This window comes from Novosphingobium decolorationis (assembly GCF_018417475.1).
Classification (GTDB): Bacteria; Pseudomonadota; Alphaproteobacteria; order Sphingomonadales; family Sphingomonadaceae; genus Novosphingobium; species Novosphingobium decolorationis.
Genome location: NZ_CP054856.1, coordinates 519,079 through 532,274, shown reverse-complemented (window position 1 = coordinate 532,274; position 13,196 = coordinate 519,079). Strand labels below are relative to the sequence as shown.

General features: G+C 65.7%; 6 protein-coding genes. 5 read left to right on the top strand and 1 reads right to left on the bottom strand.

The window, feature by feature from the left end; genetic code table 11:
* The first annotated feature begins 271 nt into the window (after positions 1–271).
* From HT578_RS02465 to HT578_RS02445, 5 genes are all read left to right on the top strand, one after another.
* Positions 272–2,968, top strand: a complete 2,697-nt coding sequence (locus HT578_RS02465) for a TonB-dependent receptor (protein WP_039395405.1) — start codon at positions 272–274, stop codon at positions 2,966–2,968.
* Between the two features lie 145 nt (positions 2,969–3,113).
* Positions 3,114–4,955, top strand: coding sequence for an alpha-amylase family glycosyl hydrolase (locus HT578_RS02460; protein ID WP_213503966.1), 1,842 nt, complete (start codon positions 3,114–3,116; stop codon positions 4,953–4,955).
* A gap of 52 nt (positions 4,956–5,007) precedes the next feature.
* On the top strand, positions 5,008–6,666 hold the full coding sequence (locus tag HT578_RS02455) for an alpha-amylase family glycosyl hydrolase (protein ID WP_213502016.1): 1,659 nt from the start codon (positions 5,008–5,010) through the stop codon (positions 6,664–6,666).
* A 2-nt stretch (positions 6,667–6,668) separates the two neighbouring features.
* Entirely contained in the window at positions 6,669–8,735 is a 2,067-nt protein-coding gene (locus HT578_RS02450; RefSeq protein ID WP_213502014.1) for a glycoside hydrolase family 97 protein, read from the top strand.
* Positions 8,736–8,984: 249 nt separating this feature from the next.
* Entirely contained in the window at positions 8,985–10,784 is a 1,800-nt protein-coding gene (locus HT578_RS02445; protein WP_213502012.1) for a DEAD/DEAH box helicase, read from the top strand.
* A 375-nt stretch (positions 10,785–11,159) separates the two neighbouring features.
* Here HT578_RS02445 and HT578_RS02440 read toward each other — a convergent pair whose 3' ends face one another.
* On the bottom strand, positions 11,160–13,040 hold the full coding sequence (locus HT578_RS02440; RefSeq protein ID WP_213502010.1) for an ABC-F family ATP-binding cassette domain-containing protein: 1,881 nt from the start codon (positions 13,038–13,040) through the stop codon (positions 11,160–11,162).
* Between the last annotated feature and the right edge of the window lie 156 nt (positions 13,041–13,196).

Here is a 13,196-nt window from a genome sequence, read left to right as displayed (position 1 = left end):
CACGCAGTTTTGCGTATGTTGCCCGGGTGCCACGGCGCGAGGCCCCGTTCGCTCTACGTATACGTATGCCATATTATGCGTAACCAATCCCGCGTCTATGCCGAAGGCAGGAAATGAGTCGCGCCGTCTTCGAAGCGCACTCGCCCTTGGGAGCGGACGCCGCAATCGGTCTTCAGAACCGTCACGCGGTATTGGGAGGTAACAGGGAATGCATTTTCGTACGTATACTGCGAGCAAGGTCGCGATTTCACGGGGCGCACTGGTCGCCGCGATGCTGGCCGTCATGCCCGGCACGGCGCTGGCGCAGGAGGCCGCCGAGCCGCTCACCGAGGAAGGCGCGATCATCGTCACCGGCTACCGCGCCAGCCTGGCCAGCGCGGTGGGCGAGAAGCGCGAGGCCGAGCAGATCGTGGAATCGATATCGGCCGAGGACATCGGCAAGCTGCCCGACGCTTCCATCGCGGAATCGATCGCGCGCCTGCCGGGCCTGACCTCGCAGCGCGTCAACGGGCGCTCGAACGCAATCTCCATTCGCGGCTTTGCGCCGGACTTCTCGACCACGCTTCTCAACGGGCGCGAACAGACCTCGACCGGCGACAACCGCGCGGTCGAGTATGACCAGTACCCGTCCGAGATCGTCAACGCGGTCAATGTCTACAAGACACCGATGGCCAGCCTCATCGGCCAGGGCCTCTCCGGCACGGTCGACATGCGCACGGTCCGCCCGCTCGATGGTACCAAGCGCATCGTCAGCGTCGGCGCGCGCGGGACCTACACCGATCAGGGCAAACTCAACGCAGGGTCCTCGGACACCGGGTTTCGCATGAACGCGCTCTATGTCGACCAGTTTGCGAACGACACCCTAGGCATCGCTCTTGGCGCCAGCTATCTGGATGAGCCCTATCAGGTCGAGGAATTCAACGCCTGGGGCTACGCCGATGGGCCGGACGGCAACCGCGTGATCGGGGGCTCGAAGTCCTATGTCACCTCGACCAAGCTCAAGCGCCTCGGGCTCAACGGCACGCTGCAATGGCGCCCGTCTCCCAACTTCACCTCGACACTCGATGCGTTCTATTCCGACTTCAAGGACGACCAGTTCAAGCGCGGGATCGAGCTGCCGCTGTTCTGGTCGGGGGCTTCGCTCCAGGACGACTACAGCGCCTCGGACGGTCTCATCACGCAAGGGGCCTTCGACGATGTGAAGGGAGTGCTGCGTAACGACGCGTTCCAGCGCCACGCCAAGCTCTACTCGTTCGGGTGGAACAACACCTGGAAGGGCGACGATGGCTGGAACGCCGTTGCCGACGTCAGCTACTCGCGCACCGACCGCAACGAACTCGTGGTCGAAACCTACTCGGGCACGGGCCGTGCGGGTGAGGGCGCGACCGACACCATCGGCTTTTCCAGTTCCTCGGGCGGGACGGTGTTTACCCACCTGCTCGACTATGCCGACTACGATCTGATCCAGCTGACCAGCCCGCAAGGCTGGGGCGGCACGCAGATCGGGCCGGACGGGACGACCATCACCGGCGGGCAGGACGGCTACTACAACGACCGCAAGATCCGGGACGAGCTGTGGCAGCTGCGCCTCGAAGTCGCCAAGGAGATTGATCGCGGGCCCCTGCGTTCGGTGCAGGCCGGGCTCAACTACACCACCCGCTCCAAGCGGCTGGTGCCCGAGGAGTATTTCCTGGGCCTTGCCGCCAACACCGATGGCACGGTCTCGGTCCCGATCCCCGAGGACGCGCGCCTGGGCGCGACCGATCTCGACTATCTGGGGCTGGGCTCGATGGTCAGCTACGATCCGGTCGCGCTGGTCGATGCCGGTCTCTACAACCTTGTCGCCAACCCCTACGGCGACGTGGTGGTCAAGGCCTACGCGATCCGCGAGAAGATCATGACCGCCTATACCCAGGCGAACATCGATGCGGAGATCGGCTCGGCGCATCTGACCGGCAACGTGGGGGTGCAGGCCAACTGGGTCGACCAGAACTCGAAGGGGGCGACGGCGGTGTACCTGGGAACCAACGCCAATGGTTCGCCCGACATCGGCGCTTCGGAGCGTAACGAGAGCACCGACTACCTTGATGTGCTCCCCAGCCTCAACCTCTCGCTGCGTTTCCCGAGCGATTTCGTGATCCGCTTTGCCGCCGCGCGCGAGATCATCCGCCCGCGCCTCGACGATATGCGCGCCTCGCTCAGCTGGGGCTACACCGTCACGGGTGACGTGGCGCAGGTGACCGGCTCTTCGGGCAACCCCGATCTTCGCCCCTGGCGCGCCAACGCCATCGACCTCACCTTCGAGAAGTACTTCGCGAGCAAGGGCTACATCGCCGCGCAGTTCTACTGGAAGGATCTCAAGAGCTACGTCTACAATCTAGACGTGACAGTGCCCACCTCGGCGCTGGCGCTGCCGAGCCCGGGCGATGGCATCACGATTGCGCCGTATGCCCAGCTCAATGTTCCGGTGAACGGGGAGGGCGGCAAGCTCTACGGCGTGGAAGTGGCGACGACACTTCCCTTCGAAACCTTCGTCGAGGCGCTGGAAGGCTTCGGTGTGACGGGTTCTGTTGCCTATACCAAAACGAAGATCTCGCCAGTGCCGGGCGGCGCTTCGGAGGACCTGCCGGGCTATTCCAAGTGGGTGGCCAACGGCACGGCCTACTTCGAGAAGGCAGGCTTCAGCGCGCGCGGATCGGTGCGCTATCGATCGACCTTCGTGGGCGAAGTTTCCGGCTTCGGTGCGGCGCGCGTGCGGCGCCGTGCGGCCTCGGAGTTCATCGTCGACGGGCAGCTGGGCTACGAATTCCAGCCGGGCAGCGCGCTGGAGGGGCTCTCGCTCTACCTCCAGGGGCAGAACCTGACCGACGAGCCCTTCATCACCGCCAATCCCGGCGATGCGCGCCAGGTGATCGATTACCAGAGCTATGGACGCCGGTTCCTCGCCGGGTTCACCTACAAGTTCTGACCGTTTCGGCAGCAAGGCCCGGACTGGCTCCTCCCGGTCCGGACTGGCTGCCGTACACAGGGGGTGGGGCCGTCCGATTGAACGTCCCGGCCGGGCCCACCCCTGACCCGCTTTCACCCCCGCGATCTCTTTCGAGGAGGCCATGATGATCCGAGCCACGACACTGGCCCTTGCGGCTTCAAGCCTGGCACTGCTGTCCAGCGCTGGGCATTCGCGGGACGCGGTGCTGTCCGACGCGCTGACCGCCCTGCGCGCGCGTGCGCCCGAACAGGAGGTGATCTACTTTCTCCTGCCCGACCGCTTCGAGAACGGCGATCCGGACAATGATCGGGGAGGGTACGCAGGGGACAGGCTCGCGACGGGCTTCGATCCGGCTGACAAGGGCTTCTATCATGGCGGCGACCTGGCGGGACTGACTTCGCGGCTGGACTATATCCAGGGCCTGGGCGCCACCGCGATCTGGGTCGGCCCGGTCTTTCGCAACAAGCCGGTGCAAGGCGCGCCGGGCCAGGAGAGCGCCGGCTACCACGGCTACTGGATCACCGATTTCACGTCACTCGACCCGCACCTTGGCACCGAGGCCGAGTTCGCCGCCTTCGTGAAAGCGGCCCACGCGCGTGGCATGAAGGTCTACATGGACATCATCGTCAACCACACAGCCGACGTGATCACCTATACCGATGGCGCCGAGAGCGGCTATGCCTACCGCAGCAAGGCGCAATATCCCTTCTCGACCCGAGGCGGGGTTCAGGGGGCGCCGATCAACCCGGGCTTTGTGGGCGACCACGATCCCGCACCTGCCAACTGGGCGAAGCTGACCGATCCCGGTTTTGCCTATGCTCCGCGCGTGTCGGAGGGCGAACGCGCGGCGAAGACCCCGAAGTGGCTCAACGACCCGATCTACTACCACAACCGGGGCGACACCGACTGGACCGGGGAGAGCGCGCAGTACGGCGATTTCATCGGCCTTGATGACCTGGCGACCGAACATCCGCGCGTTGTCGAGGGGATGATCGAGATCTACGGCGCCTGGATAGATCGCTATGGCATCGACGGCTTCCGGATCGATACCGCCCGCCATGTGAACCCTGAATTCTGGCAGGCTTTCGTGCCCGCCATGGAGGAGCGCGCACGACAGGGGGGCATTCCCAACTTCCACATCTTCGGCGAAGTCGCGACCGAGCGTTACGACCCGGCCTTGCTCGCATCCTGGACCCATGCGGCCGGTTTTCCCGCCGTGCTCGATTTCGGCCTGATGTACGCGGTGATCCATGCTCTTTCGGCAGGTGGCGGCCAGGCTGAACTCGCCCGGTTGCCGATGGACGACACGCTCTACGCGGGCGGAACCGAAGCGGCCAACCGGCTGCCCACGTTCCTGGGTAATCACGATGCGGGCCGAATCGCCATGCTTCTGGAGAAGGCCAACCCCGGCATATCGCGCGAAGAGCTTCTTGCGCGGGTCACGCTCGCCCACGCGCTGCTGCTGAGCTTGCGCGGCGTCCCCACGATCTATGCCGGCGACGAGCAGGGATTTGTCGGCACCGGCGGTGACAAGGAGGCGCGCCAGGACATGTTCGCCTCGCAGGTCGCCGCCTTCAACACGCAGGACCTGCTGGGCACCGACGCGACAAGCGCTGAGGCCAATTTCGATACTACGCATCCGCTCTATCGCTTCATATCGCAGATGGCGCAGCTGCGTGCGCACACGCCAGCTCTGCAGAGCGGCGCGACACGGCTGCGCGCGGCGTCCGAAACCGCCCCCGGGCTCTTTGCGGTCTCGCGCTTCGATCCGCGCGATGGCCATGAAATTGTTATGGTTTTCAATACTTCGGGGCAGGCGTTAGAGGCTGTAGTGGCAGTCGATCCAAATTCAGCGCAGTTCCGCGAGATTGCGGGCCACGGCTGCGTTACAAAATCGATTGCAGCGGGAAGTCTCGCCATCACGCTGGCCCCCTTCGGCTTCGCCCTGTGCGAGGCCCGGCGTTAGTTTCTGGCGGACTTCGGCGCACAGTGACATGCGAAAAGGGATACTGCGTAGCATGACGAGCCCTGTGGCAAATCAAACCGACCGCGAAGCGGGTGCCTGGTGGCACGGTGCGACGATCTACCAGATCTATCCGCGCAGCTTCCTGGACAGCAACGGCGATGGCGTGGGAGACCTGGCGGGCATCACGCAGCGCCTCGACCACGTGGCGCGCCTGGGTGTCGAGGGGATCTGGATATCCCCGTTCTACACCTCGCCCATGGCAGACTTCGGCTATGACATCGCCGACTATTGCGACGTCGATCCGATCTTCGGGACGCTCGCGGATTTCGATGCCCTGGTCGCGCGCGCTGCAGAACTGGGCCTCAAGGTCATCGTCGACCAGGTCTACGCGCATACCTCCGATGCACATCCCTGGTTTGTCGAGAGCCGGGCCTCGCGCCGCAATTCGCATGCCGATTGGTACGTTTGGGCAGACCCCAAGCCCGACGGCTCCCCGCCCAACAACTGGCAGTCCGTGTTCGGCGGTCCGGCCTGGTGTTGGGACGCGCGTCGCGGGCAGTACTACCTTCACAATTTCCTGAAGGAGCAGCCCCAGCTCAACGTCCATAATCCCAAGGTGCAGGAAGCGCTGCTGGATGTGGCGCGCTTCTGGCTGGAGCGGGGCGTCGCGGGCTTTCGCATCGATGCGCTCAACTTCACGATGCACGACCCGCTGCTGCGCGACAATCCGCCTGCGCCCGATACCGGCGAGGTGCGCACACGGCCCTTCGATTTCCAGCTTCAGGCCTACAACCAGTCGCACCCCGATATCCCGCAGTTCATCGAGCGGTTGCAGGCGCTGATTGCCAGCTATCCGGGCACCTTCTCGCTCGCCGAAGTGGGCGGGCGCAACGCACTGGCCGAGATGCACGAATTCACGCGCGGACCCGACCGGCTCGACAGCGCCTATGGCTTCGACTTCCTCTACGCACCGGCGCTTACCCCGGCGCTTGTCCAGCAGGCACTTGAGGCCTGGGACGGGCCCGAGGTCGGCGGCTGGCCGAGCTGGGCCTTCGAGAACCACGATGCGCCGCGCGCCCTCTCGCGCTGGTGTGCCGATGAAGACGCGCGCCCCGCCTTCGCCCGCCTGAAGGCGATGCTGTTCTTCGCGCTGCGCGGCAATCTCATCCTCTACCAGGGCGAGGAACTCGGGCTGCTCCAGGATGAAGTCCCCTTCGACTTGCTGCAGGACCCGGAGGCCATCGCCAACTGGCCGCTGACCCTGTCGCGCGACGGGGTGCGCACGCCGCTGCCCTGGCTCGGGGACGATGTGCATGGGGGCTTCACACAAGGGGGATACCCGTGGTTGCCCCTGAGCGGCCAGAACCTCGCGCGGGCCGTTGATGGGCAAGAGGCCGATCCGGCCTCGCAGCTCAACCTGACCGTGCACGTGCAGCAGATCCGCAAGGCCTCGCCCGCATTGCGCGAAGGGGGCTGCGCCGTGCTGCTCGCCGATGCGCACCGGCTGGTCCTTCGCCGCAGCCACATGAGCCAGAGCGTGCTCGCGGTGTTCAACTTCAGCGAAGCCGCGCAGCCTTGGCCGGAGGATCTGACCGCTGCCGGAAATCTGCTTGCACATACCAATTTCGACGCCGCCCTATGGACAGGCGAGGGGCGCCTTGACGAACTGCCCCCGCACGCGGCGATCTGGATCGAAGAGGGAGAGAGATAACGATGAAACCGCTGAGCCTTCTGGCCGCCGCCGGACTGGTTCTTGCCACCTGCCATGGGATACGCGCAGGAGCGACTGAGCCCAAGGAAGTTTCGGCCAGTTCACCCGATGGAAGCTTGGTTCTTCGGGTGACGACCGACAACGATGCCCGGCCGGAATGGTCGCTCTCGCGCAAGGGTAAGCTCCTTGTCGCGCCCAGTCGGCTGGGCTTCGTCCTGGCCGACGGTCTTCCCATGGTACGGGGTTTCTCGATTGCGGGGAGCGAGCGGGCACAGGGCGAAGAGACCTGGGAGCAGCCCTGGGGCGAGCGCCGCTTCGTGCATGACCGTCACAACGAGGTGCTAGTGCGTTTCGTGCAGTCCGAAGAGGACGGCGCGCGGCGGATGAACGTCCGTTTCCGCCTCTTCGATGACGGCATCGGTTTTCGCTATGAACTGCCCGAGCAGCCCGCGCTCAAGACCATGCGCATCGCCGAGGAAGCGACCGGCTTCACCATCGCGCCCAAGGGCGAAGCCTGGTGGATCGCGGGTGGGGAATGGAACCGCTACGAGCAGGTCTACCAGCTCACCGCCATCGACGCGGTGTCCACGGCGCACACGCCGATCACGATGAAGCTGGAGGACGGCACGCACCTCTCGTTTCACGAGGCGGCCCTCGTCGATTACGCGGGCTATCGCCTACGCCGGGCCGATGGCCAGAGCTTCCGGACCGAACTTGCCCCGTCCGCCAATGGCCCCGCCGTCGTGCGCGATCTTCCCTTCGCAACGCCCTGGCGTACGATCCGCATTGCCGAGGATGCGGCGGGCCTTGTCGAGAACGACCTGGAACTCAACCTCAATGAGCCCAACACGCTGGGCGATGTCAGCTGGTTCGAGCCGGGACGGTACATCGGCATCTGGTGGGGCATGATCCGGGGCGACTGGACCTGGGGCGAAGGCCCGCGCCATGGCGCCACCACCGCCCGCACCCGGGCCTATATCGATTTTGCCGCTAAGAATGGATTTCGGGGCGTCCTTGTCGAGGGATGGGACAAGGGCTGGAACGGCAATTGGTTGGGGCATGGACAGGACTTCAGCTTCACCAGGGCCGTGCCGGACTTCGATATCGACGCGGTGACATCCTATGCCCGCAGCAAGGGCGTGCGTCTCATCGGGCACCATGAGACAGGCGGGAACATCGCCAACTACGAAGCCCAGCTCGACGATGCGATGGCGCTTTACGAGCGGCTGGGCGTCGATGTCGTGAAGACCGGATACGTGACCGATGCGGGCGGGATCATCGCCGACACCGAGCGTTATGGCGAAGCGCCCGGCGCGGTGCGCACCGCCTGGCACGACGGCCAGCGCATGGCGAACCACTACCTCGACGTGGTGAAGGTGGCGGCACAGCACCATGTGGCCGTCAACACGCACGAGCCGATCAAGGACACCGGCCTTCGCCGCACCTGGCCCAACTGGGTCTCGCGCGAGGGCGCACGCGGCATGGAATACAACGCCTGGGGTGCCTATGCGAACGGGCCGGATCACGAGCCGACGCTGGTCTACACCCGTATGCTGTCCGGTCCGATGGACTTCACCCCGGGCATTCTAAGCCTCACCGGCGCCGAGGGTGTGCCGCTCGCTTCCACGCTGGCCAAGCAACTTGGGCTCTACGTCACGCTCTATTCGCCTATCCAGATGGCGGCGGACTTCATCGAGGAACTGGAGAAGCACCCGCGCGAGATGGACTTCATCTCCAGCGTGCCGACCGACTGGTCGGAAAGTCATCTCCTCGCAGGCGAAGTGGGCGATTATGCGGTCCTTGCGCGCAAGGATCGCAAGAGCCCGCGCTGGTTCGTCGGCGGGGTCAACGATGCAACGCCGCGCACGGTGCGCGTCGATTTCGATTTTCTCGATCCGGGGCGGACGTATACGGCAACGATCTGGAAGGATGGCGAAGGCGCGTCCTATCTCGATGAAACGCGCCATGCCATTGCCTATGATACAAAGACGGTGAAGCAAGGGGACAGCCTCGACATGTGGATGGCTCCCGGTGGCGGTATGGCCGTGCGGCTGGAGCCAAGTTTCTGAAATCTGGTGCCGGGAAGGGGGAAGGGGGGCTCCTTTCCCCTTCGAGTGGGCGGGGCGTGCGGTTCATTTCCGGCACTCGGCCCGGCGCGGAACGGGACAGCCTCGATAAAAAATCGCCCGAAAACGAAATTGGGGCGCGCATTGTGGCGCGCTTTCGTCTATGGGGGCGCCGACTGTTTGCCCGATGTGCGGGCCAGCTTCCCGAATCCCCCTGACCGAGAGGCCGCTTTTTGGCGGCATGAACCGTTGATGCCTTCCAATTTTGAACACCTCCCCGAACCTCTTGCAGCCGCGCTGACCGGCCAGGGCTATGAAAAGCTGACCGCCGTGCAGGAGGCTGTCTGCGAAGGGGAAGCGGAAGGCCGCGACCTTCTCGTCTCGGCGCAGACGGGCTCGGGCAAGACGGTGGCGTTCGGCCTCGCCATGGCCGAGCAGATGCTTGCGGCCGAGGACCTGCCCTATGCGCGCACGCCGCTCGCACTGGTCATCGCCCCGACCCGCGAACTCGCTCTGCAGGTCAGCCGCGAACTGAGCTGGCTCTACGCCCCCACCAACGCGCGTATCGTGACGTGCGTGGGCGGCATGGACCCCGTGGCCGAGCGCAAGAAGCTGGAGAAGGGCGCCGCGATTGTCGTGGGCACCCCCGGCCGTCTGCGCGACCACCTTGAGCGTGGCAAGCTCGACCTCTCCGAGCTGCGCGTGGCTGTCCTCGACGAGGCCGACGAGATGCTCGACATGGGCTTTCGCGAAGACCTTGAGGAACTCCTCGACGCGACCCCGGCCGAGCGCCGTACGCTGCTCTTCTCGGCGACCATGCCGCGCGGCATCGAGCAGCTGGCACGTCAGTACCAGAACAACGCGCTGCGCATTTCGACCGTGGGCGAAAGCCGCGGCCACGGCGACATCGCCTACCAGGCGGTGACGGTGTCTCCTTCGGACGTCGAGAACGCGGCGATCAACATCCTGCGCTTCCATGAGGCCGAGACCGCGATCCTGTTCTGCGCGACGCGCGACAAGGTGAAGCACCTGCACGCGCAACTGGTCGAGCGCGGCTTCTCCGCCGTGGCGCTTTCGGGCGAGCACTCGCAGAACGAGCGTAACAACGCGCTCCAGGCGCTGCGTGACAAGCGTGCTCGTGTGTGCGTTGCGACCGACGTCGCCGCGCGCGGTATCGACCTTCCCACGCTGACGCTCGTCGTCCACGTCGAGATCCCGCGCGATGCCGAGACGCTCCAGCACCGTTCGGGCCGTACCGGCCGTGCGGGCAAGAAGGGCACCGCCGTCCTGCTCGTTCCGCATTCACGCCGTCGCCGCGTTGAATACATGCTGCGCGACGCGAAGATCCCGGCCGAGTGGACCGAAGTTCCCGGCCCTGAGGTCATTCGTGCCAAGGACCGTGAGCGCATCATCGAGGCGCTGACCGCGCCGCGCGAAATCACCGAGGACGACCGCGAGATCGCCCGCGCACTTATGGAGAAGGTTCCGGCCGAAGACCTCGCAGCGGCTCTCGTCGCTGCGCAGCGCGAAACGATGCCGCAGCCCGAGGAACTCCTCGGCAAGGTCGAGAAGCCGGGCCGTGGCAAGCGGGGCGAAGGCTTCGAGGACGCGGTCTGGTTCCGCATGAACATCGGCCGCAAGGACCAGGCCGAGCCGCGCTGGGTGCTCCCGGTCGTGTGCCGTCGTGGCCACGTGTCGAGCGATGTCATCGGCCAGATCCGCATTCTCGTGCATGAGACCTTCGTCGAGATCCCGGCCGCCATGGCCGACCGTTTTGCCCAGACCGTAGAGAAGACCGCCGGTTCGGAAGACGATGACTTCGAGAAGGCCATCCGCTTCGAGCGTTCGGCCGCGCCGCCGCCGGGACGCCCCGGTGGTTTCCGTGGTGGTCCGCGTGGCGGCAACGACGGTCCGCCGCGCAAGGCCCGTCCGTTCAACGGTGGCGGCAAGCCGCCGCGCCGCGACGGTCCGCGCCGCGAAGGCCCGCACCGCGGCGCCTCGAGCCACGGTGGCCACGGTGGCGGCCCGAAGGGCAAGAGCCGCCGGGGCTGATCGTCGCCGCGCGCGCTTGAGGCAAAGAAGAGGGCTGGACCACGTGTCCGGCCCTTTTTCGTTGGCTAGCGTCGGACAGGTCTATGTCCAGCGCTGGTAAACGTGCGCTCTCAGCGCCTTGATCCAGGGGGCTCTAGGCAAGCGTGATGGTCAGCGAGTAGACACGTGCAGGACCAGGAAGGGTATTTTTTCAAGGGGTTATTACCCCTTGACCCCAAAATCGGCGACCTCACCTTTCGCAGCCACGGCAGCGCGTGAAAGGTGAGGCCGACAGTTTGAGGGGCCCGAGGGCAATGGCCCTCGGAACTTCCTTCTTAATTTCTATATGCTTACTGGTGTTCGCGGATGTCCGCCCTGGCATTGGGCTTACCGGCCTCACCCGTTCCCCATGACCTCGTCGAGCGCCTCGCTGGCTTCGAGCCAGGTCATCTCGGCTTCGTCCAGCGCTTCGGTCACTTCGGTGTGCTTCTGTCCGATGGCGCCGAGGCCCAGGCCCTTGAGGTCGCCCTTGGCGCTCGCGGGATCGACCAGGGCCGCGTCGAGCGCGGCGAGCCGGGTCTGGAGGCGCTTCATCGCCGTCTCGGCCTCGGTCACCTTGCGGCGCAGGGCCTTCAGCTCCTCGCGCGCGACTGCGCCTGACTTGCGGGCGGGCTTGGCTTCGTTTGCGCGCTGCGGTTCCTCGGCCTTGGGTTGGTTCCGTCCCAGGACGAAGTCGATGTAGTCGTCCATCGAACCGTCGTAGGCCCGGGCCTCACCCTTATCGACAAGCACGAGGCGGTCGGCGGCGAGTTCCACCATGTGGCGGTCGTGGCTGACGAGGATGACGGCGCCTTCATAGGCGTTGAGCGCCTGGACCAGCGCTTCGCGCGCGTCGACATCGAGGTGGTTTGTCGGCTCGTCGAGGATGAGCATGTGCGGCGCATCGCGCGTGACCAGCGCCAGCGCCAGGCGTGCACGTTCGCCGCCCGACATGGTGTGCGTGTCCGAAGTCGCCCGGTCGCCCGAGAAGCCGAAGCGGCCGAGCTGGTTCCGCACGGCCTGCGGCGGCTTGTCGGGCATGGCGCGGGTCATCAGTTCGAGCGGGGTTGAGCCTTCGGGCAGTTCCTCGACCTGGTACTGGGTGAAGTAGCCGATGCGGATGCGCGGCGAGAAGTTGGTTTCGCCTTCCATCGGCTCGAGCTGGCGCGCGATCAGGCGCGCGAGCGTGGTCTTGCCGTTGCCGTTGCGTCCAAGCAGGGCAATGCGGTCGTCGGGATCGATGCGCAGGTTGAGCCGGCGCAGGATCGGCTTGCCTTCTTCGTATCCGACGGCGGCCATGTCGAGCGTGACCAACGGCGGGCGCAGTTCGTCGGGACTCGGAAACTCGAAGCGCATCGAGGGATCTTCGGCGAGCGTCGCGATCGGCTGCATGCGGGCCAGCATCTTCGCGCGCGACTGGGCCTGCTTGGCGGTCGAGGCGCGCGCGGAGTTGCGTGCGACGTAATCCGCCAGCTTCTTGCGCTGGGCTTCCTGGCTCGCCTTGGCGGCTTCGGCCTGCGCCGCGCGTTCGGCGCGCAGGCGCTCGAAGCTGTCGTAGGTGCCGGGATAGAGCGTGAGCTTGCCGTTCTGCAAGTGGCAGATGTGGTCGACCACGCGGTTGAGGAGGCTGCGTTCGTGGCTGATGACGATCAGCGTGCCGGGATAGCTCGAGAGGAAGCTTTCCAGCCAGAGCGTGGCTTCGATATCGAGGTGGTTCGAGGGCTCGTCGAGCAGCAGCACGTCGGGCTGGGAGAAGAGCAGCGCGGCCAGCGCGACGCGCATCTTCCACCCGCCCGAGAAGCTGTCCAGCGGTTGGCCCTGCATCTCCTCGTCGAAGCCGAGGCCGACGAGGATCCGCGCGGCGCGGGCGGGGGCCGAGTAGGCGTCGATCGCGATCAGGCGCTCGTGCACATCGCCCAGGCGATTGGGATCGGTGCAGGTCTCGGCTTCCGCGAGCAGCTGTGTGCGTTCGGTGTCGCCGTCCAGCACCGCCTCGAACGGGGTCTTGGTGCCGCTGGGTGCTTCCTGCGCAATGTAACCAAGGCGCGCGCGGCGCGGCAGGTCGACCGAACCGCCATCGGGTTCCAGCTCGCCGATCACGGTCTTGACCAGCGTCGACTTGCCCGCGCCGTTGCGGCCGATGAGGCCGACCTTGCCCCCGTTGGGGATGGTCGCACTGGCCTGGTCGAGGATGGTGCGGCCCCCAAGGCGCACGGTGATGTCGCGGATCGTCAGCATGGCGGGCCGCGTAGCAGGACCGGGCCGATTTCCCAAGCGGCAGATGGCCTGTCTCCGATGGGGTCGGGCGTGTTGCAGTGCAATCGGGCTGCAAAGACATTCGTCCAATTTGATCTGGCGCGGTTTTCTTGGGCGCGCGGTGGTGGCAGTCTTCCT